Raw genomic sequence first — 24862 nt, 5'->3', positions numbered from 1 at the left:
GCCGGCCGGTGGGGAGACGGCGGGACCGCGGGCCCGGGGCGTGGCTCAGAGCAGGGTGCGCCAGTAGTACCAGAAGCGGGTGAGCACCAGGATGCCGATCACCGCGTACCAGAGGGCGGGCACCAGCCAGTGGTAGGCGGTCGCCTCGCGGACGGCCGGGCGCAGCCGGCGGGGGACGGGGATCACCCCGCTGCGCAGGTTGTGCAGGGTCGTGTACCAGAACAGCGGGATCATCGCCGCCCAGACCACCATGCAGTACGGGCAGAGCGCGCCGATCCGGTACAGCGCCTGGACCATCAGCCAGCTGGTGAAACCGATGCCGAACACCGTGCCCGCCTGCAGCCCCAGCCAGAACCAGCGCCGGTAGCGGGCGCCCGCCAGCAGCCCGGCGCCGACCGTGAGCACCACGGCGAACCCGGCCAGCCCGATCAGCGAGTTGGCGAAGCCGAAGGCCTCCGCCTGGGCGCTGCGCATGATCGAGCCGCAGCTGATGATCGGGTTGATGTTGCAGTTGGGGACGTACGACGGGTCCTTGAGCAGCCTCAGCTTGTCGATGGTGAGGACGGTCGAGGCGAACAGTCCGAGTGCTCCGGTGACCACCAGCAGCCAGGCGAAGCGGCGGCTCGCGCCGACCGGTTCGCCGGGGAGCGGCCGTCCGACATCCACGGCGGAGGGGACGGAGGGGGTGGGGCGGGTCATCCGATCGCCTGCTTCACCAGGGCGGTGAACCGGTCGGGCGAGACGGCGGCGCCGTTCTCGAAGACCTCGAGCTTGGTGCCGTCCAGCCGGACGGTCGGGGTGCCGGTCACGCCGCTCTTGTCGAACTCCTCGGCGACCTGGTCGGCCCACGGCCGGTAGGTGCCCTCGGTGACCGCCTTGGTGAACGCCTCGGTCTTCAGGCCCGGCACCCGGCCGGCCAGGTCGAGCAGCCGGTTGACGTCGGAGAAGCCGTCCTCGCGCTCGTCCGGCTGGTTGGCGTAGAGCACGTCGTGGAACTGCTTGAACTTGTCCACGCCCTCGTTCAGCGCGGCCCCGGCGGCGGCCAGCGCGGTCCGCGAGCCCTTGCCGCCCAGGCCCTGGTCCAGGAACGTGGCCAGGTGGTACTCGATCTTGTACGTGCCGTCGTCGGCCAGCTGCTGGACGGCCGGCCCGGCGGTGGTCTCCAGCTGCGCGCAGTACGGGCAGCGGAAGTCCTCGTACACCTCCAGGGTGTGCGGCGCGTCCGCCTTGCCGTAGGTGGCCACGGTCCCGCCCGGGCCGGACGCGTTCGCCGGCACCACGACCGGACCGGACGCCGCCGGGTCGGACTGGCCGCCGACCGCGAAGGCCACGCCCGCGGCCAGGGCCAGCACGGCGGCCGAGGCGGCGCCGACCACGGTACGGCGGCGGATGCGGGCGGCGCGCTGCTCGCGGTCGTGTCGGGCGCGCATGCGGTGGGTGGCGGTGCCGGGGGCGGCGTCGTGGGAGTTCTCGGGGGTCTTGCTCATGGGTGTCGTCCTCGGGGAGTGCGGGGCCCGGAGGGCGCGCGGGGGCTCGCGGGGTGGTTCGCGGCAGCGGGCGCGCGGGGGTTCCGGGATGGCGGATGCATCGGCGTGCGGCGGCCTGGAGGCGACGGAGGTCGGCCGGGGAGCCGACGGGGGAGTCGACCGGAGGGTCAGGCTGCCGCGGCGAGGACGGGCGGGCCGCGGCGGACGAGCGGCCCGGCGAGACGGCGGCTCCGGGGCCGGACGCGGGAGGTCTCCGGCAGCGGCGCACGGACCGGCGGGCCGGGGGCGAGCCGGGTCAGGGCGAGGAGCAGGAGACGGCCGAGCGCGGCGGGGAGGAACTCCCGGACCAGGTCGCGCAGGGCGGTGAGGCTGCGGCGCAGGCCGGTCAGCGCGGCGTCGGCGCGGTGCAGCCAGAGGGCGGCGGCCAGGACGGCGGCCAGCTGGGCGGCGAGGAACAGCACCACGGCCGCCGGGACGGGGGACGCCCCGGTGGTGGCGTGGCCGAGCAGGAAGCCGCCGACCGGTCCGCCGCGGCAGAACAGGGGCTCGAAGCCCGGGGCACCGCCGGCCGGCAGGGCCGCGGGCGGGGTGCACGCCGTCTGGGCGAGCGGGAGCAGCGCGCCCAGGGCGAGCTGGACGCCCAGCAGGGCGGCGGTGACGGTCCGCAGCCGGCGCTGGGTGCCCGCGAGGGCCAGACCGAGGGCGAACACCCCGGCTCCGGCGAGGAGCAGGACGCCGAGGGGGAGGGGACGGCCGGAGACCAGCACCTGGCCGAGCGCGGCCAGCGGGACGGTCAGCGCGGCGAAGACCGCCGCGCGGAGCGTCCTGGTGGCCGGGCTGTCGTTCATGCCTTCCGAGTCTGCCATAGGTGTGCAGGCGAACCATCGGCCTGTGGGAAGGGTCACCGGGAGGGTGGGGAGGGGCGGGCGACCGGCCGTCCCCACCGGGCCGGGGGAGTCGCGGCGGGGTGGAGCGGAGGCCACGGGTGCCCGTGATGGCCGGCCGGGTGGCCGTTCGTGTGAGTCATCGGTCGCTGTGCGTGTCGGTCTTTGCCGCAGGGGTGGGCGGGGGCTGAAGTAGGGCGCATGGCCAGCCGCAAGGTGTCGCCCGACGCGACCGGATCGAGGGACCGCCGCCCGGACGAACAGCCACCGGGCCGCCGTCGTAGCAGGGCGCTGCGGACGGCGGCCGGCCTCCTCGGCGAGGCGGCGATCACCCTGGGCGTGCTGGTGGCCCTGTTCGCCGTGTACTCGCTGTGGTGGACGGGCGTGCTGGCCGATCAGCAGGCGGACCGCGCCGGTTCCGAGCTGCGCGGTACCTGGTCGGCGACGGCCTCGCCGGCTCCGTCCCCCGCGCAGTCGCCCGCCCCCGTGCCGCCCACGCACGAGGCCGTCCCGCCGGCGCCCCCCGAGCCGTCCCCCGCCGCCACCCCCCGGAACGGTGAGGACGTGGGCTTCCTGCACGTGCCGGCGATGGGCGCCGGCTACCAGGTGCTGATCCGGATGGGCGCCGACGACCGCGTCATCGACGAGGGCGTGGCCGGCGTGTACGAGCAGCCGTACCGGGCGGCGATGCCCTGGGACGCGACCGGCAACTTCGCGCTGGCGGCGCACCGGGACGGGCACGGCGCCAAGTTCCACGACCTGGACAAGGTCGGCCCCGGCGACCCGCTGGTCGTGGAGACCAAGGACGCCTGGTACGTCTACCGGGTCGACGCCACGCTGCCCTCCACCTCCCGGTACGACGTCGGCGTCATCGCCCCCGTCCCGGAGCACTCCCCGTACACCGGGCCGGGCCGGTACATCACGCTGACCACCTGCACGCCGGTGTACACCTCGCGGTACCGGATGGCGGTCTGGGGCAGCCTGGTGCGGGTGGTGCCGGTGGACGCCGCGCGGACGCCCCCCGAGGAGCTCCGCTGAGCGGACGCCCCACCCCGGGGCGCCCCTTCCTCGTACGCTCGTAGTGGAGGGCCGCCGAAGATCGCGTCGGCCGCGGCACCGGAGGGGCGATGTCAGTGGAGGAGCGGGCCGGAAGCCGGACCAGCAGGCCGGAGATCCGCCTGGTGCGGCGCGGGTTCACCGACCCCGACCGGGCCGTCCGGCTGATGGCGGGGCCCGCACTGGCCGGGCTGGCCGGCGACACCGTGGTCCTGGACGCGCTCGGCGCCACCGCCGACCCCGATCTGGCGCTGCTCGGGCTGACCCGGCTGCTGGAGGCGCTGGAGGAGCACGAGCGGCACGCGCTGCGCGACACCCTCGCCACCTCCAAACCGCTGCGGGACCGGCTGCTCGGCGTCCTCGGCGCCTCCGCCGCGCTCGGCGACCACCTGGCCAGGCACCCCGCCGACTGGCACGCCCTGGTCACCTTCGAACTGCGCGACATCCACCCCGGCCCGGCCGAGTTCCGCCGGGAGCTGGCCGAGCGGGTGACCGCCGCCGCCCCCGCCGCACGGGCCGACGCGCTGCGCACCGCCTACCGCCGCTGCCTGCTCGCCATCGCCGCCCGCGACCTGTCCGGCACCACCGACCTGGCGCAGGCGGCGGCCGAGCTGGCCGACCTGGCCGGCGCCACCCTGCAGACCGCGCTGGACACGGCCGCCGAGGAGGACCCGGAGGCCGCCGCGGCCTGCCGGCTCGCCGTGATCGGCATGGGCAAGTGCGGCGGCCGTGAGCTGAACTACGTCTCCGACGTGGACGTGGTCTTCGTGGCCGAGCCGCGGGACGGCGCCGAGGAGCAGGCCGCCCTGAAGGCCGCCACCCGGCTCGCCGCCCGGCTGATGCGGCTGTGCTCCGACACCACCGGCGAGGGCACCATCTGGCCGGTGGACGCCAACCTCCGCCCCGAGGGCCGCAACGGCCCGCTGGTGCGCACCCTGGCCAGCCACCTCGCCTACTACCAGCGCTGGGCCAAGACCTGGGAGTTCCAGGCGCTGCTCAAGGCCCGCCCGGTGGCCGGGGACGCCGAGCTGGGCGCCGCGTACAGCGAGGCCATCGCCCCGCTGGTGTGGCAGGCCGCCGCCCGGGAGAACTTCGTCGCCGACGTGCAGCAGATGCGCCGCCGGGTGGTGGACGCGATCCCCGTCACCGAGCTGGACCGGCAGCTGAAGCTGGGCCCCGGCGGCCTGCGGGACGTGGAGTTCGCCGTCCAGCTGCTCCAGCTGGTGCACGGCCGCACCGACCCGACGCTGCGCAGCGGCAACACCCTGGAGGCGCTGGCCGCGCTCAGCCACGGCGGGTACGTGGGCCGCGCCGACGCCGCCTCGCTGGACGTCGCCTACCGGTTCCTGCGCGCCCTGGAGCACCGGATCCAGCTGCACCGGCTGCGCCGCACCCACCTGGTACCGCGACAGCCCGCCGACCTGCGGCGGCTGGCCCGCTCGCTGGCCGCGCAGATCAACGACGACACCCGGGCCGACCCGGTGGCCGCGCTGGAGCGGGAGTGGAAGCGGCACGCGGTGGAGGTGCGGCGGCTGCACGAGCGGTTGTTCTACCGGCCGCTGCTGGACGCGGTGGCCGAGCTGCCGGCCGGCGCGGCCGGGCTCAGCCCGGAGGCCGCCCGGGCCCGGATGGAGGCGCTGGGCTACGCCGACCCGGCCGCCGCGCTGCGGCACCTGACCGCGCTGGCCGCCGGGGTGAGCCGCAAGGCCGCCATCCAGCGGACCCTGCTGCCGGTGCTGCTGGGCTGGTTCGCCGACTCCGCCGACCCGGACGCCGGACTGCTCAACTTCCGGCAGGTCTCCGACGCCCTCGGCCGCACCCCCTGGTACCTGCGGCTGCTGCGGGACGAGGGCGCCGCGGCCGAGCAGCTGGCCCGGGTGCTCTCGGCCGGCCGGCTCGCCCCGGACCTGCTGCTGCGGGCGCCCGAGGCGGTGGCCATGCTGGGCGACCCCCAGGGGCTGGTGCCGCGCGGCCGCCAGGCCCTGGAGAAGGAGGTCCTGGCCGCGGTCGGCCGGGCCTCCGGCGCCGCCGACGGGGTGGCCGCCGCCCGGTCGGTCCGCCGCCGGGAGCTGTTCCGCACCTGTGCCGCCGACCTGCTGGGCCGGCTCGGCGAGGACCCGGCCGGGGCGCTGGAGACCGCCGGGGAGGCGCTCACCGCGCTCAACGCCGCCACCCTGCAGGGCGCCCTGCGGGCCTGCGTCGCCGGCTGGGAGGCCGAGCACGGGGAGCTGCCGACGAGACTGTCGGTGATCGCCATGGGCCGGTTCGGCGGCCACGAGCTGGGCTACGGCTCCGACGCGGACGTGCTCTTCGTCCACGAGCCGTTGCTCGGCATGCTGGACGAGGACGCCGCCCGGGCCGCCCACGCCGTCTGCCACGAGCTGCGCACCCTGCTCGCCGCGCCCTCCATGGAGCCGCCGCTGCTGGTCGACGCCGACCTGCGGCCGGAGGGCCGGCAGGGCCCGCTGGTGCGCACCCTGGCCTCGTACACCGCCTACTACCGGCGCTGGTCCCACGCCTGGGAGAGCCAGGCGCTGCTGCGGGCCGAGCCGGTGGCCGGGGACGTGGAGCTGGGCGAGCGGTTCCGGGCACTGATCGACCCGCTGCGCTACCCCGGCACCGGGGTGCCCGAGCGGGACCTGCTGGAGATCCGCCGGATCAAGGCCCGGGTGGAGTCCGAGCGGCTGCCCCGCGGCGCCGACCCCACCACCCACACCAAGCTGGGCCGCGGCGGGCTCGCCGACGTGGAGTGGACGGTCCAGCTGCTCCAGCTCCAGCACGGCCACGAGCTGCCCGGGCTGCGTACCACCCGGACCCGGAAGGCGCTGGCCGCGGCCGCCGCGGCCGGGCTGCTCGGGCGGGAGGACGCCGAGGTGCTGGACACCGCCTGGGTGCTGGCCTCGCGGGTGCGGGCCGCGGTGATGCTGGTGCGCGGCCGGCCCGGGGACAGCTTCCCCGGCGAGGCCCGGGAGCTGGCCGGGGTGGCCCGCTACCTCGGGTACGGCGCCGGGCACAGCGGCGAGCTGGTGGACGACTACCGGCGGGCCACCCGGCGGGCCCGGGGCGTGGTGGAGCGGATCTTCTACGGCCCGTGACGGCGGTGCGTCCGGGCGTGGCGCGGCCCCCGGGTACGGCGAAGCCCCGGCCGCGGGGCCGGGGCTTCGGGCGGTGCGGGGGTCAGGGGCGGCCGGCGCGGACCGGCTGCTCCCACTGGGTGGGGACGGTGACCGGCCGCTCGTCCGGGTCGCCCGGCACCTTGGGCAGCCGGTAGGCCCACACGTGGTAGATCAGCCGGGCTGAGACGAAGCCGACCGCGAGGCAGACGATGCCGCCGACCGCGTCCATCCAGAAGTGGTTGGCGGTGGCCACGATCACCACCAGGGTGGCCGCCGGATAGGCCAGGCCCAGGGCCCGGACCCAGGTGCTGCGGGCCAGGAAGAAGATGGTCAGGCCGCACCAGAGCGACCAGCCGATGTGCATCGAGGGCATCGCCGCGTACTGGTTGGAGACGTGCGCGGCCGGCCCGGAGGCCATCGAGCCCCAGGTGTGGTGCGCCAGGACGGTGTCGACGAAGCCGCCGTCGGTCATCAGCCGGGGCGGGGCCAGCGGGAAGCAGTAGAAGCCGACCAGGGCGATGCCGGTGGTGACGAACAGCACCGTCCGGGTGGCCGCGTACCGTCCGGGGTGGCGGCGGTAGAGCCAGACCAGCACGCCGATGGTCACGATGAAGTGCAGCGTGGCGTAGTAGTAGTTCATCCCGACGATCAGCCAGGTGACCGAGTCGACGGTGCGGTTGACCGTGTGCTCCACGGCCACGCCGAGGGCCTGCTCGAAGTCCCAGATCCACCGCGCGTGCCGCTGGGCGATCGCGGCCTGCTCGGGCACGGCGTTGCGGACCAGGGAGTACACCCAGTAGCTGATGCCGATCAGGGCCAGCTCGAACCAGAGCCGCGGACGGCCCGGGGTCCGGCGCTGGTTGCGGACGCGGTCGCGGACCGCGGCGAGGGGCGTGCGGGCGGCGACGGTGGCCCCGCCCGGCATCCGGCCGGTGTTGAAGGCGTCCTCGCGGTGGGCCGGACCGGCCCCGGGCGCCGTGGCGGCGCGGGCGGCGGCTGGTGCGTCGGTTTCGGTGACTTCCCCCATGGGCGAGAAGTCTGCCAGACGTCCCGTTGCCGCCCGATCATCCTGTGGTCGGGGATTCTTCATCGCCCGTCCCCCTGTGGGGGTAGAGGGCGACTGACTCTGGGAACGCATGTCGTCCATTGTTGCGCGGGGGTAACAGGGGGTCGAACCGGGGTGGGGGCAGGGCCGTGCAGCCCGGTGCTGGAGCGGATTCCGCGGGTTTGGCAACGGTTCGGTCAAGACGACTTGCGTAACACTTTCTGCATCTTGCTGAAACATCTTGCAGCGCGCTACGGTCCGGCCACTCATTGACCGACGAGCCGCCTCAAGGGAGAGCCAGCCGTGGCCGAAGTCCAGCCCCGCCACCCACGGAGCACGACCCCCTACCGCAGCCCCGGCCGTGCCGCCGTGCTGCTCGCAGCCTCGCTGATCGCCGGCACCATCGGCTCGGCCCCCCTCGCCGCCGCCGCGGCCCCGCCGGCGCCGCCCTCGGACGCGGCCCTGGCCGGTGCGGCCGACCGCCACGACCTGACCCGCGAGCAGTTCTACTTCGTCCTGCCGGATCGTTTCGCCAACGGCTCCACGGCCAACGACAGCGGCGGGATCACCGGCGGCCGCCTCGCCGACGGCTTCGACCCGGCGGACAAGGGCTTCTACCACGGTGGCGACCTGCAGGGCCTGATCGACCGCCTCGACTACATCCAGAACCTGGGCACCACGGCCATCTGGATGGCCCCGATCTTCAAGAACAACCCCGTCCAGGGCGCCGGCGCCGACGCCTCGGCCGGCTACCACGGCTACTGGATCACCGACTTCACCCAGGTCGACCCGCACTTCGGCACCAACGCGCAGCTCAAGGAGCTGATCGACAAGGCCCACAAGCGCGGCATCAAGGTCTTCTTCGACGTCATCACCAACCACACCGCCGACATCGTCGACTTCGCCGAGGCGAAGTACGGCTACCGCTCCGCCGGCGCCTACCCCACCCTGGACGCCGACGGCCGCCCGGTGGACGAGACCGCCCTCGCCGACGCGAGAGCGCAGTGGCCGAGAACCACCGCCGACTCCTTCCCCTACACCCCGGTGTTCCGGTCCGACGCGGACAAGCGGGCCAAGTCCCCGTCCTGGCTGAACGACCCCTCGCTCTACCACAACCGCGGCAACTCCACCTTCGTCGGCGAGTCCTCCACCGAGGGCGACTTCTCCGGTCTGGACGACCTCGACACCCAGAACCCGCGGGTGGTCCAGGGCATGGAGGACATCTACCGCACCTGGGTCGAGAAGACCGGCGTGGACGGCTTCCGGATCGACACCGTCAAGCACGTCAACATGGCCTTCTGGGAGCAGTGGGCCCCCGCGCTGAAGAAGTTCGCCGCCGAGCGGGGCAACAAGCGGTTCTTCATGTTCGGCGAGGTCTACTCCGGCGACCCCGCCGTCACCTCGCCCTACGTCACCAAGGGCGGGCTGCAGGCCACCCTGGACTTCGCCTTCCAGGAGGCCGCCCGCGCCTACGTCTCCCAGGGCGGCTCCGCCAAGTCCCTCTCCTCGGTCTACGGCCAGGACTACCGGTACACCACCGCCCGCAGCAGCGCGTACGAGCTGCCCACCTTCCTCGGCAACCACGACATGGGCCGGTTCGGCAGCTTCCTGCGCGCCGACAACCCCGGCGCCGGGGACGAGCTGCTGCTGCGCAAGGACCGGCTCGCCAACGAGCTCCAGTTCCTCACCCGCGGCCAGCCCGTCGTCTACTACGGCGACGAGCAGGGCTTCACCGGCGCCGGCGGCGACAAGGACGCCCGGCAGGACATGTTCGCCTCGAAGACCCCCTCCTACAACGCCGACCCGGTGATCGGCGGCACCCCCGGGTCCGCCGACCGGTACGGGCAGGGCGGCGACCTCTACCGCGGCATCGCCACCCTGGCCCAGCTGCGCAAGGACCACCCGGCGCTGGCCGACGGCGCCCAGATCGAGCGGTACGCCGCCGACGGCCCCGGCGTCTACGCCTTCTCCCGGATCGCCGCCGACCAGCAGGTCGAGTACCTGGTCGCGGTCAACAACGCGGCCGAGCCGAAGACCGTCACCCTGGACACCTTCTCCGCCGGCATGGACTTCCAGCGGCTCTACCCGACCGCCGGGGCGAAGACCACCAGCGGCGCCGACCGCAAGGTCACCGTCACCGTCCCGGCGATGAGCTCGGTGGTCTACCGCGCCGCCGGGAAGCTCGCCAAGCCGGCGGCCGGCCCGCAGCTCGCCCTCACCGCCCCCGCCGACGGCTCGTACGGGAAGGTCACCCTCGGCGCCCAGGTGCCGGGCGGCGGCTTCGACCGGGTCAGCTACGCCGCCCAGGTCGGCAACGGCGCCTGGCAGAACCTCGGCACCTCCGACAACGGGGTCCACCGGGTGACCCAGGACCTGACCGGGGTCGCCCCCGGCACCGTGGTCCGCTACAAGGCCGTGGTCAAGGACTCCGCCGGCCGGCTGCGCTCCGCCACCGCGAGCTTCACCACCGGCACCCCCGCCCCCACGCCCGCGCCCACCGCCTCCTCCCGCCCGTACGCGGTGGTGCACTACCAGCGCAAGAACGGCGACTACGACGGCTGGAACCTCTACAGCTGGGGCGACATCGCCGACGGCGAGGGCACCACCTGGCCGGACGGCCACCCCTTCGTCGGCCGGGACGCCTACGGCGCCTTCGCCTACGTCAAGCTGAAGAGCGGCGCCTCGGACGTCGGCTTCATCGTGGAGAAGAACGGCGCCAAGGACGTGGACGCCGACCGGCACATCGACATCGGCGCCACCGGCGAGATCTGGATCAAGGAGGGGGACCCGACCGTCCGGACGGCCAACCCCGACCCGGTGGCCACCGTGCCCGCCGACACCGCGATCATCCACTACCGCCGGCCCGACGGGGACTACACCGGCTGGGGCCTGCACGACTGGACCGGCGCGGCCACCCCCACCGACTGGGGCAGCCCGCTGATGCCCGCCCGCCAGGACGCCTTCGGCGCGGTCTTCGAGGTGCCGCTGGCCAAGGGCGCCACCAGCCTCAGCTACATCGTCCACAAGGGCAACGACAAGGACCTGCCCGCCGACCAGTCGCTGGACTTCGCCGCCGCCGGCCGGGAGATCTGGATCCTGGCCGGACAGGAGGGCCACCTGCTGCCCGCGGCCGCCGGCTCCTCCTCCCAGGTCGACCCGGCCTCCGCCCGCGCCCAGTGGATCGACGCCCGGACCGTCGTCGTCCCCGCCGGCTACGGCGCCGCCGACTCCGCTCTGGCCGGCGGCACCAGCGCCCAGCTGATCTACGACACCGAGGGCGGCATCACCGCCGACAAGGGCGTGCTCAGCAAGCCCGGCCGCTGGATCCGGCTCACCCCGGCCGCCGGCCTCACCGACGCCCAGAAGGCGAGGTTCCCGCACCTGGCCGGGTACCGCGCCTTCACCGTCGACCCGCGCGACGCCGGCCGGACCAAGGAGGCCCTGCGCGGCCAGCTGCTCTTCGCCGAGCACCTGCCGAACGGCGCCACCCTGGCCGCCACCGGCGTCCAGATCCCCGGCGTGCTCGACGACCTCTACGCCCCCAAGGCCGCCCAGGCCCAGCTCGGCCCGGTCTACCGCGGCCGCAGGGAGAGCGGCTGGTTCGGCGGCGACGACCGGAAGGTCACCCTGTCCCTGTGGGCGCCGACCGCCACCGAGGTCTCCGTCGACCTCTACGACCGGGCGGCCGGCGGCAGCCCGCGGAACCTGCCGCTCCAGCGGGACGAGGCCACCGGCGTCTGGTCGCTCACCCGCGACCGGAAGGACCTCGACGGCGCGTACTACACGTACAAGGTCAAGGTCTGGGCGCCCAGCGTCCAGCAGATGGTGACCAACACCGTCACCGACCCGTACTCGGTGGCGCTCTCCACCGACTCCACGCGCAGCCTGGTCGCCGACCTCTCCGCGCCGGGCACCAAGCCCAGGGGCTGGGACCAGCACGCCTCCCCGGCCGCGATACCGGCCGCCCGGCAGCAGATCCAGGAGCTGCACGTCCGCGACTTCTCCTCGGCCGACAGCACCGTGCCGGTGGCCGAACGCGGCACCTACAAGGCGTTCACCGAGTCCACCTCGGCGGGGATGAAGCACCTCAGGGAACTCGCCAAGGCCGGCGTCACCACCGTCCACCTGCTGCCGACCTTCGACATCGCCACCATCCGCGAGAACCGGGCCGAGCAGAAGCTGCCCGCCTGCGACCTCGCCGCGCTGGCCGCCGACAGCGACAAGCAGCAGGAGTGCGTGGCCGCCGTCCAGGCCGAGGACGCCTACAACTGGGGCTACGACCCGCTGCACTACACCGTCCCCGAGGGCTCCTACGCCACCGATCCGAACGGCACGGCCCGGACCGTGCAGTTCCGCGAGATGGTGCAGGCCATGCACGACGCCGGCCTGCGGGTGGTGCTCGACGTGGTCTACAACCACACCGCGGCCTCCGGGCAGGCGGAGCACTCGGTGCTCGACAAGATCGTCCCCGGCTACTACCAGCGGCTCTCCGACACCGGCAAGGTGACCACCGACAGCTGCTGCGCCGACACCGCCCCCGAGCACGCCATGATGAACAAGCTGGTGGTCGACTCGGTGGTCACCTGGGCCCGCCAGTACCGGGTGGACGGCTTCCGGTTCGACCTGATGGGCCTGGACCCGAAGTCCACCATGCTGGACGTGCGGTCCGCGCTCGGCCGCCTCACCCAGGAGAAGGACGGCGTCGACGGGAAGAACGTCTTCCTGTACGGCGAGGGCTGGAACTTCGGCGTGGTGGCGAACGACGCCCGGTTCGAGCAGGCCACCCAGCTGAACATGGCCGGCACCGGGATCGCCACCTTCAACGACCGGATCCGGGACGCCGCCCGCGGCGGCAACTACATGCTGGGCTCGGCGCCGCAGCAGGGCTTCGCCTCCGGCCTGTACACCGATCCCAACGGCTCGCCGGCCAACGGCACGCCCGAGGAGCAGAAGGCCCGGCTGCTGCACCAGATGGACCAGGTCAAGGTCGGCCTGACCGGCAACCTGGCCGGGTACTCCTTCACCGACAGCTCCGGACGGACCGTCACCGGCAAGGGGGTCGACTACAACGGCGCCCCGACCGGGTACGCGGCCAACCCGGGCGAGGCGGTGGAGTACGTGGACGCGCACGACAACACCGACCTGTTCGACGCGCTGGCGTACAAGCTGCCGGTGAGCACCTCGCCGGCCGACCGGGCCCGGATGCAGGCGCTCGGCCTGTCGCTGAGCGCGCTGTCCCAGGGCCCGGGCTTCGCCCAGGCAGGCAGCGACCTGCTGCGCTCCAAGTCGCTGGACGCCAACTCCTACGACTCCGGGGACTGGTTCAACTCCATCCAGTGGGACTGCCGGCAGGGCAACGGCTGGGGCCGCGGCCTGCCGATGGTCCGGGACAACCAGGAGATGTGGCCCACCGCCAAGTCGCTGCTGGCCGACCCGCGGCTGCGGGTGGGCTGCAACGAGATCTCCGCGAGCACGGCGCTGTACCAGCAGTTCCTGACGATCCGCCGGTCCTCGCCGCTGTTCGCGCTGCCGACCGCGGCCGAGGTGCAGAAGCGGCTGTCCTTCCCGCTCTCGGGTACGGCGGGTGAGGCCCCGGGCGTGATCACCATGCACCTGGACGGCACCGGCCTCAAGGGCGCCGAGAAGGGGCTGACGGTGGTGTTCAACGCCAGCCCGGCGGAGCAGAAGCAGACCGTGGCGGGCCTGGCCGGCTCCGTCCAGGCACTGCACCGGGTGCAGGCCGAGGGCTCGGACCCGCAGGTGAAGGGCGCCTGCTTCGACCCGGCCACCGGGACGTTCACCGTCCCGGCCCGGACGGTGGCGGTGTTCGTCCAGCGCTGACCCCGCCCCACCCGTCCCGAGGGCCCCGGCACCCGCCGGGGCCCTCGCGCGTCTGGCCGAAAACCGTCGGTGGTGGCCGGTAGCGGGTGACAGGGCCGCCCGGGCGGGCGCTCCGGGCCCCACCTGCGGAGGACGGCGGAGCTACCTGGCGGTCCCGTCAGCAACCCCTGGTGGAAGGGGAGTTGGCACCTAAACAACGCTGTGGTGCCACGGACAATTATCGGTCAATCGGTGGCATGCATCTGTCATTCACGGGGCGTTTGCTGCCACGATTCCTCCGGCTGCGGTTGAGAGGGTCTCCCCAAAACCCCCGGCGGCTGATCCAGCGCAGGTCCAGCGCAACCGGCTCCAACCCCGCATCGCCAGATTGCACCGCACCCGTGCCGCGAACCCGGCGGCCGGGCCCCCACTGCGCCGCAACCCCGCGGCCAGGTTCTCCCCACCGTTCGTGACCCCGCGACGGTCGGAAAAGGAGTCCGCATGTCCCGCTACACCCACGCCCGGGTGAGTCTGGCCGCGCTCGCGGCCACCACCGCGCTCCTGGTCACCGGCATCCCGGTGATCGCCCAGGCCGCGCCCGCCGCCCCGACGCCGGCCGCCGCCGGCCCGCGCGCGGAACTGCTCTCCCAGGCGAGCGGCCAGAGCGCCGCGCTCGCCCAGACCCTGGGCCTCGGCAGCCAGGAGAAGCTGATCGTCAAGGACGTCAGCAAGGACGCCGACGGCACCCGGCACCTGCGGTACGAGCGCACCTACGCGGGCCTGCCGGTCCTCGGCGGCGACCTGGTCGTCCACCAGGCCGCCGACGGCTCGGTGAAGGGCCAGGACCGGGCCACCGAGGCCTCGCTGACCGGTGTGAAGACCACCCCGAAGCTGGCCGCCCCCAAGGCGCAGGAGGCCGCGCTGGCCGCCGAGGCCGGCTCCTCCCTGCAGACCGCGCCCCGCCTGGTCGTCTGGGCCGCGAGCGGCACCCCGACCCTCGCCTGGGAGACCGTGGTCTCCGGCACCGAGGCGGACGGCACCCCGAGCAAGAAGCACGTGGTCACCGACGCCGAGACCGGCGCCGTGCTGCGCACCTGGGAGGGCGTCCAGACGGGCACCGGCACCGGTGTCTTCGTCGGCAACGTCACCATCGGCACCACGCTGTCGGGCTCGACGTACCAGATGAAGGACGGCGCCCGCGGCAACGGCTACACCACCAACCTGAACCACGGGACCTCGGGCACCGGCACCCTCTTCACCAAGTCCACCGACACCTGGGGCAACGGCCAGGCCTCCAACGCGGAGTCCGCCGCGGTGGACGCCCACTACGGCGTCTCGGCCACCTGGGACTACTTCAAGAACGTCCACGGCCGCAACGGCATCAAGGGCGACGGCGTCGGCGCCTACAGCCGCGTGCACTACGGCAACAACTACGTGAACGCGTTCTGGGACGACGACTGCTTCTGCATGACCTACGGCGACGGCTCCAACAACACCGCCCCGCTGACCGAACTCGACGTCGCCGGCCACGAGATGAGCCACGGCGTCACCTCGAACACGGCCAACCTCAACTACTCCGGCGAGTCCGGCGGCCTCAACGAGGCCACCTCGGACATCTTCGGCAGCATGGTCGAGTTCTACGCCAACATCCCGTCGGACAACCCCGACTACCTCATCGGCGAGCTCATCAACATCAACGGCGACGGCACCCCGCTGCGCTACATGGACAAGCCGTCCAAGGACGGCGCCTCCGCCGACTACTGGTCCTCCACGGTCGGCAACAAGGACGTCCACTACTCCTCCGGCGTCGCCAACCACTTCTTCTACCTGCTGGCCGAGGGCAGCGGCGCCAAGGTCATCAACGGCGTCAGCTACAACTCGCCGACGATGAACAACATCACCGTCACCGGCATCGGCCGCGACAAGGCCGCCAAGATCTGGTACCGCGCGCTCAGCACCTACATGACCTCCACCACCAACTACGCCGCGGCCCGCACCGCCACGGTCAAGGCGGCGGACGACCTGTACGGCGCCGGCTCCGCCGAGTCCACCGCGGTCGGCACCGCCTGGGCGGCCGTCAACGTCGGCACCCTGCCCAACCCGGGCGGCCCGTCCGTCACCAACCCGGGCAACCAGACCACCCAGATCAACACCGCGGTCAGCCTGCAGGTCCAGGCCTCCGGCGGCACCGCGCCGCTGACCTTCTCGGCCACCGGCCTGCCGGCCGGCCTGTCGATCAGCTCCAGCGGCCTGATCACCGGCACCCCGACCGCCGCGGGCACCTCCAACGTCACGGTGACCGCCAAGGACGCCGCCAACAAGACCGGCTCCACCAGCTTCACCTGGACGGTCAACACCACCGGCGGCGGCTGCACCGGCACCCAGCTGCTCGGCAACGCCGGCTTCGAGACCGGCTCGGCAGCGCCGTGGACCGCCTCCGCCGGCGTGATCGACAACAGCACCGGCAGGCCGTCCCGGACCGGCTCCTGGAAGGCCTGGCTGGACGGCTACGGCTCCACCCACACCGACACCCTCTCCCAGACCGTGTCCATCCCGGCCGGCTGCAAGGCGACCCTGAGCTTCTGGGTCCGCATCGACACCGCCGAGTCCGGCAGCACCGTCTACGACAAGCTGACCGTCCAGGCCAACGGCACCACGCTGACCACGCTCTCCAACGCGAACGCGACCGGCAGCTACGTGCAGAAGACCTTCGACCTGTCCGCCTACGCGGGCCAGAGCGTCACGCTGAAGTTCACCGGCACCGAGGACTCCTCGCTGCAGACCAGCTTCGTGATCGACGACACCTCGATCCAGACCAGCTGACGGTGAGTCGGTGAAGGGCCCGGCAGCCTCCGCTGCCGGGCCCTTCCGCCGTGAGGAGCGGGAAACCGCCCGGAAACGCGAAACACCGGCGAAACACGGCCGCCCACGGCCCGAAATTTGCCCCCGCGAGACTCTCCCGACCGGCCGCGCACACCCCCCACCCGAGTGCGCACCGCTTGGGAAGGTTCCGCATGCACCTCGCTGACGCGACGCCCGCGCTGGACACCGGCGACACCGCCTGGCTGCTCGCCTGCACCGCGCTCGTCCTGCTGATGACCCCCGCGCTCGCGCTGTTCTACGGCGGCATGGTCCGCACCAAGAGCGCGCTCAACATGATCATGATGAGCTTCGTCTCGATCGCCTCGGTCAGCGTGGTCTGGCTGCTGGCCGGCTACTCGCTGGCCTTCGGCGAGGACACGGCGCTCGGCCTGATCGGGGGCCTCGACCACCTCGGGATGGCTGGGATCGCCCCGGACGCGGTCACCGGGCACGTCCCGACCCTGCTGTTCGCCGCCTTCCAGCTCACCTTCGCCGTCCTCACCGTGGCGCTGATCAGCGGCGCGATCGCCGACCGGGCCCGGTTCGGCGCCTGGGTGGTGTTCACCGTGCTGTGGACGCTGCTGGTCTACGTCCCGGTCGCGCACTGGGTGTTCGCCCCCGGCGGCTGGATCCTGGCGAAGCTCGGCGCGCTGGACTTCGCCGGCGGCCTGGTGGTCGAGATCAACTGCGGCGCCGCGGGCCTGGCCCTCGCCCTGGTGCTCGGACCGCGCCTGGGCTTCAAGCGGGAGGCCATGCGCCCGCACAACCTGCCGCTGGTGCTGCTCGGCGCGGGCCTGCTCTGGTTCGGCTGGTTCGGCTTCAACGGCGGCTCCGCGCTGGGCGCCAACGGCCTGGCCGCCGCCGCGCTGCTGAACACCCAGGCGGCCGGCTGCACCGGCCTGGCCGGCTGGCTGCTGGTGGAGAAGCGCCGCGACGGGCACGCCACCACCCTGGGCGCCGCCTCCGGCGCGGTGGCCGGCCTGGTCGCCATCACCCCCTCCTGTGGCAGCGTCGACCTGGTCGGCGCCCTGCTGATCGGCCTCGCCGCCGGGGTGGTCTGCGCCTACGCGGTGGGCTGGAAGTTCCGCCTGGGCTTCGACGACTCCCTGGACGTGGTGGGCGTGCACCTGGTCGCCGGCGTCATCGGCACGGTGCTGATCGGCGTCTTCGCCACCGCGGTGATGACCGGCGGCCCGGCCGGCCTGCTGCACGGCGGCGGCCTCGCCCAGCTCGGCAAGCAGCTGGTCGCGGTCGCGGCGGTCGGCGGCTACTCCTTCGCGGCCACCTACGGCCTCGGGCGGGCGATCGAGCGGGTGCTGGGCTTCCGGGCCGAGCGGGAGCATGAACTGACCGGCCTGGACCTCGCCGTGCACGCGGAGAGCGCGTACGATCACGGCGTCCTGGGCCACGGCTCCGCCACCGCCCACGCCGCCGTGCTCGCGCACTCGTCCGACAGGTCCCCCGCCGTATGAAGCTGATCACCGCCGTCGTCAAGCCGTTCAAGCTGGACGAGGTCAAGGAGGCGCTGCAGGCGCTCGGGGTGCACGGACTGACCGTCACCGAGGCCAGCGGGTACGGCCGCCAGCACGGCCACACCGAGGTCTACCGCGGCGCCGAGTACCGGATCGACCTGGTGCCCAAGGTGCGGATCGAGGTGGTGGTCGAGGACGAGGACGCCGAGGCCGTGGTGGACGCGGTCGTGGCCGCCGCCCGGACCGGGAAGATCGGCGACGGCAAGGTCTGGACGGTGCCGGTGGACGGCGTCGTCCGGGTGCGGACCGGGGAGCGCGGCCCCGACGCGGTCTGACCCCGGCTCAGCCGTGGGCCGCCAGGTGCCACTCCTCGGCGATCCGCTGCCAGCACCCGTCCTCGGCGACCCGCTGCCAGCCGGCGAGCGAGAGCGGCGGCTGCTCCCTGGTTCGGGTCCAGGCCGAACCGCTCGCGGCGGTGGTGCCGTTGGTGGACCAGATGACCACCTTGGCGCCCTCCCGCGGCTGGAAGACGATCTCCCAGCCGGTGACCTCGGCGTTGTAGCGGTAGGTGGAGGCCGACTCCAGGCCGCTCGCGCCGGCCGCGCAGCGCTCCGGGGCCCGGTCGCGCTGCCCGCCCCGCCCCGCGCAGTCGGGGGCCGGGCCCTCGGGGTCGAGCGCCTCGATGCTGATCCCCACGTACGCGGCGCCGTGGCCGTCCTGGTAGCGGACGTCGAACAGCACCGCCTGGTCGGTGACCACCGCCTCCCGCTCGGGGGTGAGGGCCACCCCCTCCGGCAGCACCCCGGCCAGCAGCACCCGCAGCCGCTCGGTGGCCGGGACGGCCGCGCTCGCCGAGGGCGGCGGCGTGGTGGCGGCCGGGGTGCCGCCAGAGGGGGCGGCGCTGTTCGGCGGGGCGTCGGCGACCGCCGGCGCGGGCAGCCGGCGGACCGTGCCCAGCAGTGCGCCGCCGGTCACCAGGGCGGCCACCGCGAGCACGGTGCCGACGGTCTGCAGCCGGCGGCGCAGCCGGAGCCGGCGGCCGCGCTCGGCGGCCTCGGCGACCATCGTCCGCACCGGCACCGGCGTCCGGTCGGCGCTCTCTTCGAGCAGGTGGGCGAGTTCGCGCTCCAGGTCCATGGCCGGCTTCCTCGGGTCGCAGCGTCGGGTGGCGGGGTGCGGCGGTGCGGCGGACTCAGGACAGGAAGAGCAGCTCGCGGTCGTCGCCCAGGATGGCACGGAGCTTGGCGAGGGAACGGCTGTTGAGGCTCTTCACCGCGCCGGGGGAGACCTCCAGCAGCTCGGCCACCTCCTCCACGCTGCGGTCCTCCAGGTAGCGGAGCACCACCACGGCGCGGTTGCGCGGCGGGAGCAGCCGCAGGGCGGCGGTCAGGGTGAGGCGCAGCTCGCCGCTCTCGCAGGAGCCGGGGCGGTCGGGCAGTTCGGCGACGACCACCTCGGTGGAGCGGCGCAGCCGGCGGTGCGAGAGGTAGTAGCGGAGCAGCACCTTGCGGGCGTAGGCGTCCAGGCCGGGCTCGTCGTGGCCGCGGCGCAGCCGGCCCCAGACCGAGAACATCTTGGCGAGCGTGGTCTGGACGAGGTCCTGGGCCTGGTGCCAGTCCCCGCACATCAGGTACGCGACCTGGAAGAGCCGGCGAGCTCGGGTGCTCGCGAACTCCTCGAAGTCCAGCTCGGTCTCCATCCGGAGGCCCCCCGTGGTCGTGCTGCGGTGTGACGATCCAGTACACGCCGTGGGCGGGCGAAAGGTGTCACCGGGTGTCCGGCCGCGGTCCCGCTCCGGCCCGTGGAGACCTTTTCGTTGCCTCCGGGTGTCTTGACGCGGTCTCCGGTCGACCATATGTTCAGCTCGCTGCAAGTTTCCAGCAAGTTTCAGTGGTCTTGCAGCAAGCTACCAGCGCGTAGCGCTGACGGCGCCCCACCCTACCGCCGTCGCGGCCCCCACCCTGCCGCTGTCGCCCGTGTCCTGCGTCCGCGGGCGAACCAGGCTGCCCCACCAGCCCCCTGGAGACACCGTGGTCACCATCGCACCCCCGCGCCGACGCCGGCTGACGGCCGCGCTCGCCGCGTCCGCCGCTCTTGCCCTCTCGGTCGGCAGCGGCCTCGCCCTGGCGCCCACCGCCGAGGCCACCCCGCCCGGCGGCGGCAAGGACGTCACCGCCACCCTCTTCGAGTGGAAGTTCGACTCGGTCGCCAAGGCCTGCACCGACACCCTGGGCCCCAAGGGCTACGGCTTCGTCGAGGTCTCCCCGCCCCAGGAGCACATCCAGGGCGCCCAGTGGTGGACCTCGTACCAGCCGGTCAGCTACAAGATCGCCGGCCGGCTCGGCGACCGCACCGCCTTCCAGGCCATGGTGAACACCTGCCACGCCGCCGGGGTGAAGGTGATCGCCGACTCGGTGGTCAACCACATGTCGGCCGGCTCCGGCACGGGCACCGGCGGCACCGTGTACACCAAGTACAACTACCCGGGCTACTACCAGGACCAGGACTTCCACTCCTGCCGCCAGGCGATCAGCAACTACAACGACCGCTCCAACGTGCAGAACTGCGAGCTGGTCAACCTCTCCGACCTCAACACCGGCTCCGCGTACGTCCAGCAGACCATCGCCAACTACCTGAGCGACCTGCTGACCCTGGGCGTGGACGGCTTCCGGATCGACGCCGCCAAGCACATCGCCGCCACCGACCTGGCCGGCATCAAGGCGAAGATGAGCAACCCCAACGCGTACTGGGTGACCGAGGTCATCTACGGCGGGGGCGAGCCGATCCAGCCCTCCGAGTACACCGGCGTCGGCGACGTGGACGAGTTCCGCTCCGGCACCTGGCTGAAGAGCGCCTTCGACGGCGGCCGGATCGCCGACCTGTCCACCTGGGGCAACGGCCTGCTGGCGAGCGGCCAGGCCCGCACCTTCGTCGACAACTGGGACACCGAGCGCAACGGCTCCACGCTCACCTACAAGTACGGCTCCGCGTACACCCTGGCCAACGTCTTCATGCTGGCCCACCCGTACGGCTCGCCCAACGTGTACTCCGGCTACGCCTTCACCGACATCGACGCCGGCCCGCCGAACGGCGGCACCGTCAACGCCTGCTACAGCGACGGCTGGAACTGCACCCACGCCTGGCGCCAGGTGGCCAACATGGTCGGCTTCCGCAACGCCGTCGCCGGCACCGCGATGACCAACTGGTGGTCCAACGGCAACAACGCCATCGCCTTCGGCCGCGGCGACAAGGGCTTCGTGGCGATCAACCGGGAGAGCGGGCCGGTCACCCAGACCTTCCAGACCTCGCTGCCGGCCGGCACCTACTGCGACGTCCAGCACGGCGACTTCGCCGGCGGCTCCTGCTCCGGCACCAGCTACACCGTGGGCTCGGACGGGAGGTTCACCGCCACCGTCGGTGCCGGGGACGCGGTCGCCCTGCACGTCGGCGCCAAGGGCACCGGCACCCCGCCGTCCTCCGGCAACAGCGCCACCGTGTACTACAGCACGAACAAGGGCTGGAGCGCCTACTACCTGCACTACGCCCCCACCGGCGGCGGCTGGACCACCGCTCCCGGCACCCTGATGGACCCGGCCTGCACCGGCTGGGTCAAGGAGACCGTCCAGCTGGGCACCGCCACCGGCCTCGCCGCCGCCTTCACCAACGGCTCCGGCACCTGGGACAGCAGGAACGGCGCCAACTACGCGCTGGGCACCGGCAACGTCACCGTCAAGGACGGTGTGATCGGCGGCGGCGACCCCTGCGCCTCCGTCCCCGCCACCACCGGCGCCTCCTTCGCGGTCAACGCCACCACGGTCACCGGCCAGAGCATCTACGTGGTCGGCGACAACGCCGCCCTCGGCGGCTGGGACCCGGCCCAGGCCAAGCCGCTCTCCTCGGCGGCCTACCCGGTCTGGAAGCTGGACGTGACCATGGCCGGCGGCACCGCCTTCCAGTACAAGTACATCCGCAAGGACGCCTCGGGCGCCGTCACCTGGGAGTCCGGCGCCAACCGCACCGCCACCGTCCCGGCGAGCGGGCTGGTCACGCTGAACGACACCTGGCGGCCCTGAAGCCCCGGGCTCCGAAGCTTCGGGCCCTGAAGCCACGGCCCGCCCGCCCCGATCCCGGGGCGGGCGGGCCGTCGGCGTACCGGCGGGGGTCAGCCCTCGTCGGTCCCGGCCTCGGTACCGGCCTCGCGGGCGGCCAGGGCCTCGACGATCCTGGCCTCGGCGGACGCCCGGTCCACCCCCAGGGCGGTGAGCGGCCCGGTGCCGTCCTCGACCTCCAGCAGGGCCAGCAGCACGTGCTCGGTGCCCACGTGAGGGTGGCCGAGCCGCAGGGCGTGCCGGAAGGTCAGCTCCAGCACCTTCTTGGCCGACGGGTCGAACGGGACGAGCGCGGGCATGTCCGCCGACCGCGGCGGCAGGGCCGCGGTCACCGCGGCCCGGACCGCGTCGGCCCCCGCGCCCTCGGCCTCCAGCACCCGGGTGCCGAGCGCCGCCGGCACGCCCAGCAGGCCGAGGACCAGGTGGCCGGTGCCGATCTCGGCGTTGCCGGCCGCGCGGGCCTCGTTCTGCGCGCCCACCACGGCACCGCGGGCGTGGTCGGTGAACCGGCTGAACCCCTGCGAGGCGTCGAGGTCGCCGGGCCCGCCCGGGTCCTTGGGGACGAAGCGCTTCTGGGCGGCCTGCCGGGTGACGCCCATGCTGCGGCCGATGTCGGTCCAGGAGGCGCCGGAGCGCCGGGCCTGGTCCACGAAGTGGCCGATCAGGTGGTCGGCGAGTTCGCCGAGGTGGTCGGCGGTCAGGACGGCGCTGGCGAGCTGGTCCAGCGCGTCGGGGTGGACCTTCTTGATGGTCTCGATCAGGTCGTCGAGCCGGACGGGTTGCGTCAACCGCACGGGATTCTCCATGAGGCAACCGTAGGTTGACACCCCGGGAGGTGTCAACGCCGGGTTGACACCTCCCGGGGTGCGGAGGCCGTCGCGGGACCCGCCTCAGCCCCGTCCGATGTACGGCATCGCCGTGGCCATCACCGTGGCGAACTGCACGTTCGCCTCCAGCGGCAGCTCGGCCATGTGCCGCACGGTGCGCGCCACGTCCGCCACGTCCATGGTCGGCTCGGCGGCGATCCGGCCGTCCGCCTGCCGCACCCCCGCGCTCATCGCCGCCGTCATGTCGGTGGCCGCGTTGCCGATGTCGATCTGGCCGCAGGCGATCCGGTACGGGCGGCCGTCCAGCGACAGCGCCTTGGTCAGACCGGTCACCGCGTGCTTGGTCGCGGTGTACGCGATGGAGTGCGGGCGCGGCACGTGGGCCGAGATCGAGCCGTTGTTGACGATCCGGCCGCCCTGCGGCCGCTGCTCCTTCATCGCCCGGAAGGCGGCCTGGGCGCACAGGAAGGCCCCGGTCAGGTTGAGGTCCACCACCGCCCGCCACTGCTCGTACGCCAGCTCCTCCACCGGCACCGAGGCGCCGAAGGTGCCGGCGTTGTTGAACAGCAGGTCGATCCGGCCGAACCGGTCGGCGGCCGCGGCGAACAGCGCGTCCACGGCGGCCGGATCGGTGACGTCGGTGGGCACCACCAGCGCCCGGCCGGCCGCCAGCGCGGCCGTCTCGTGCAGCGGCTCGGCCCGCCGGCCGGCCAGCACCGGCCGCCACCCGTGGGCGGCGAGCTCCAGCGCCACCGCGCGGCCCACCCCGCTGCCGGCTCCGGTGACCACGGCGACCATCTCTGACACGGGCTGCTCCTCGGGGTGCGGGCGGTCCCGTCGATGATCGCGCACGTGGGGGCGGCGGGTCACTGGTGCGAGGGTCCAGGACCGGCGGGCCGGTGCGGGTCCCCGGCTGGCGGGAACTCCGGGAGCGGGAGCTCCCCCGCCGATCGGCGGGGGAGCTCCCCCGCCGGTCGGCGGGTCGACGCAGGTCACCGCAACCTTTCCGGTCCCCGGCCCGTCATAGGATCACGGGCGGAGCCGTTCGCCGAACGCGCGGTGCTCCCCCCTCCGGTCGGCCCAGACCGGGTACCGATCCGCCCGGGAGAATCCCACCGTGCAGCCCCAGCCGCGCCCGCGCGCCACCCGCACCCGCGCCCTCCTGGGCGCCGCCGCCACGCTCGCCCTGGCCGCCGCCCTGGCCGGCTGCGGCAGCGGCGGATCATCGGCCGGGGATGCCAAGGCCGCCCTCGGCGGGCACGCCGGCGGCGCCAGCGGCTCGGCCACCCCGAGCGCCGCGCAGAGCAGCACCCAGCCGCCGAAGCCCTCCCGGATCCTGATGCCGACCGGGCCGGCCGCCGACCTGCGGAAGGCCCGGGACACCGCCGCCGGGCCGATCCTGATGACCACCGTGACCGGCGCCAAGTCCGGGGTCAGCGGCAAGGTCTGGGTCTGGCTGCCCCCGCAGTACAACGACCCCAAGTACGCCAAGCACGGCTTCCCGGTGCTCACCCTGTACGCGGGCGGCCAGAGCGCCGGGTACAACACCTGGACGGACAACCAGCTGCCGATCGAGGAGATCAACGCGCAGATGGCCGCCGAGGGCAAGGCGCACCCGTTCATCATGATCATGCCGGTGCAGAACCTGGACTCCAGCGAGGCCAAGGCCCTGGAGTGCAGCGACATCCCCGGGCAGCCGAAGATGGGCACCTGGATGTCCCAGGACATCCCCGACTTCGTCCGGGCCAACTTCCGCACCGTCAAGGGCCGCGACGGCTGGGCCGTGATGGGCGCCTCCACCGGCGCCTTCTGCAGCGCCAAGCTGGCCCTCCAGCACCCCGACGTGTTCAAGGCCGCCGTGCCGATCGACGGCTACTGGAACCCGGACTCCCCGCTCTGGAAGGGCCACGACCAGGAGCGCCTGGCCAACAGCCCCGACGTCCTGGTCGGCGAGGGCAAGGCCGACGTCCGGATGCTGGCCACCGCGGGCGGCGCCAACGCGTACGAGACCAAGCTGGTGAAGAACTGGGTCGCCAAGGCCAAGGCCCCGCTCACCGTCGAGTACTACGAGCAGCCCGGCGGCAAGCACCTCACCGCGGACTTCAAGAAGATGATCCCGACCACCCTGGAGTGGCTCACCAAGAACACGGCGGGTCCGGAGAGCGACGGCTGACCGATCCCCGG

16 protein-coding genes are annotated in these 24862 nt (G+C 73.5%); 8 read left to right on the top strand and 8 right to left on the bottom strand.

The window, feature by feature from the left end:
- Positions 1-45: 45 nt before the first annotated feature.
- From ABWK59_RS10615 to ABWK59_RS10605, 3 genes are all read right to left on the bottom strand, one after another.
- Positions 46-699, bottom strand: coding sequence for a vitamin K epoxide reductase family protein (locus ABWK59_RS10615; RefSeq protein WP_354639931.1), 654 nt, complete (start codon positions 697-699; stop codon positions 46-48).
- Positions 696-1487 carry a DsbA family protein gene (locus ABWK59_RS10610; protein WP_354639929.1) on the bottom strand — a complete coding sequence of 264 codons (792 nt, stop codon included), beginning with the start codon at positions 1485-1487 and terminating at the stop codon, positions 696-698. Before ABWK59_RS10610 ends, ABWK59_RS10615 begins: the two co-directional genes overlap by 4 nt.
- A 167-nt stretch (positions 1488-1654) precedes the next feature.
- On the bottom strand, positions 1655-2335 hold the full coding sequence (locus ABWK59_RS10605; RefSeq protein ID WP_354639928.1) for a hypothetical protein: 681 nt from the start codon (positions 2333-2335) through the stop codon (positions 1655-1657).
- A 237-nt stretch (positions 2336-2572) separates the two neighbouring features.
- Here ABWK59_RS10605 and ABWK59_RS10600 point away from each other — a divergent pair, with 237 nt between their 5' ends.
- Together ABWK59_RS10600 and ABWK59_RS10595 are read left to right on the top strand one after the other, a co-directional pair.
- Positions 2573-3409 (top strand): class E sortase, encoded by an 837-nt coding sequence (locus ABWK59_RS10600; protein WP_354639926.1) that lies wholly within the window; start codon positions 2573-2575, stop codon positions 3407-3409.
- 89 nt (positions 3410-3498) lie between these two features.
- Positions 3499-6522: a bifunctional [glutamine synthetase] adenylyltransferase/[glutamine synthetase]-adenylyl-L-tyrosine phosphorylase gene (locus tag ABWK59_RS10595; RefSeq protein WP_354639924.1), complete on the top strand. Its 3024-nt coding sequence runs from the start codon at positions 3499-3501 to the stop codon at positions 6520-6522.
- A gap of 82 nt (positions 6523-6604) precedes the next feature.
- On the opposite strand, the gene ABWK59_RS10590 is transcribed toward ABWK59_RS10595, so the two are convergent.
- A complete protein-coding gene (locus ABWK59_RS10590; protein ID WP_420492760.1) occupies positions 6605-7570 on the bottom strand; it encodes a phosphatase PAP2 family protein in 966 nt (321 codons plus the stop codon).
- A 321-nt stretch (positions 7571-7891) separates the two neighbouring features.
- On the opposite strand from ABWK59_RS10590, the gene pulA reads away from it, so the two are divergent.
- From pulA to ABWK59_RS10570, 4 genes are all read left to right on the top strand, one after another.
- Positions 7892-13429, top strand: coding sequence for a pullulanase-type alpha-1,6-glucosidase (gene pulA, locus ABWK59_RS10585; protein WP_354639922.1), 5538 nt, complete (start codon positions 7892-7894; stop codon positions 13427-13429).
- A 480-nt stretch (positions 13430-13909) separates the two neighbouring features.
- Positions 13910-16231, top strand: coding sequence for a M4 family metallopeptidase (locus tag ABWK59_RS10580; protein WP_354639920.1), 2322 nt, complete (start codon positions 13910-13912; stop codon positions 16229-16231).
- A gap of 191 nt (positions 16232-16422) precedes the next feature.
- The gene (locus ABWK59_RS10575; protein WP_354639918.1) at positions 16423-17742 is read left to right on the top strand and encodes an ammonium transporter; all 1320 of its coding nucleotides are present in this window, start codon (positions 16423-16425) and stop codon (positions 17740-17742) included.
- A complete protein-coding gene (locus ABWK59_RS10570; protein ID WP_354639916.1) occupies positions 17739-18077 on the top strand; it encodes a P-II family nitrogen regulator in 339 nt (112 codons plus the stop codon). The genes ABWK59_RS10575 and ABWK59_RS10570 overlap by 4 nt, the downstream gene beginning before the upstream one ends.
- Positions 18078-18084: 7 nt before the next feature.
- Here the strand turns inward: ABWK59_RS10570 and ABWK59_RS10565 are convergent, their stop codons facing one another.
- Complete coding sequence (locus ABWK59_RS10565; protein WP_354639914.1) at positions 18085-18879, bottom strand: hypothetical protein; 795 nt, start codon at positions 18877-18879, stop codon at positions 18085-18087.
- A gap of 55 nt (positions 18880-18934) precedes the next feature.
- Positions 18935-19441 (bottom strand): SigE family RNA polymerase sigma factor, encoded by a 507-nt coding sequence (locus ABWK59_RS10560; RefSeq protein ID WP_354639912.1) that lies wholly within the window; start codon positions 19439-19441, stop codon positions 18935-18937.
- Between the two features lie 340 nt (positions 19442-19781).
- On the opposite strand from ABWK59_RS10560, the gene ABWK59_RS10555 reads away from it, so the two are divergent.
- Positions 19782-21815, top strand: coding sequence for a carbohydrate binding domain-containing protein (locus tag ABWK59_RS10555; protein ID WP_420492917.1), 2034 nt, complete (start codon positions 19782-19784; stop codon positions 21813-21815).
- A gap of 89 nt (positions 21816-21904) precedes the next feature.
- On the opposite strand, the gene ABWK59_RS10550 is transcribed toward ABWK59_RS10555, so the two are convergent.
- Both ABWK59_RS10550 and ABWK59_RS10545 read right to left on the bottom strand, forming a co-directional pair.
- Positions 21905-22657 carry a Clp protease N-terminal domain-containing protein gene (locus ABWK59_RS10550; protein ID WP_354639908.1) on the bottom strand — a complete coding sequence of 251 codons (753 nt, stop codon included), beginning with the start codon at positions 22655-22657 and terminating at the stop codon, positions 21905-21907.
- Positions 22658-22741: 84 nt separating this feature from the next.
- Entirely contained in the window at positions 22742-23476 is a 735-nt protein-coding gene (locus tag ABWK59_RS10545; protein ID WP_354644904.1) for an SDR family oxidoreductase, read from the bottom strand.
- 319 nt (positions 23477-23795) lie between these two features.
- Here ABWK59_RS10545 and ABWK59_RS10540 point away from each other — a divergent pair, with 319 nt between their 5' ends.
- Positions 23796-24851 carry an alpha/beta hydrolase gene (locus ABWK59_RS10540; protein WP_354639907.1) on the top strand — a complete coding sequence of 352 codons (1056 nt, stop codon included), beginning with the start codon at positions 23796-23798 and terminating at the stop codon, positions 24849-24851.
- Positions 24852-24862: the final 11 nt, after the last annotated feature.

This window comes from Kitasatospora sp. HUAS MG31, assembly GCF_040571325.1.
GTDB classification, from domain to species: Bacteria; Actinomycetota; Actinomycetes; order Streptomycetales; family Streptomycetaceae; genus Kitasatospora; species Kitasatospora camelliae.
The sequence above is the reverse complement of the archived record's forward strand: the minus strand, read 5'-3'. Positions and strand labels throughout refer to the sequence as shown.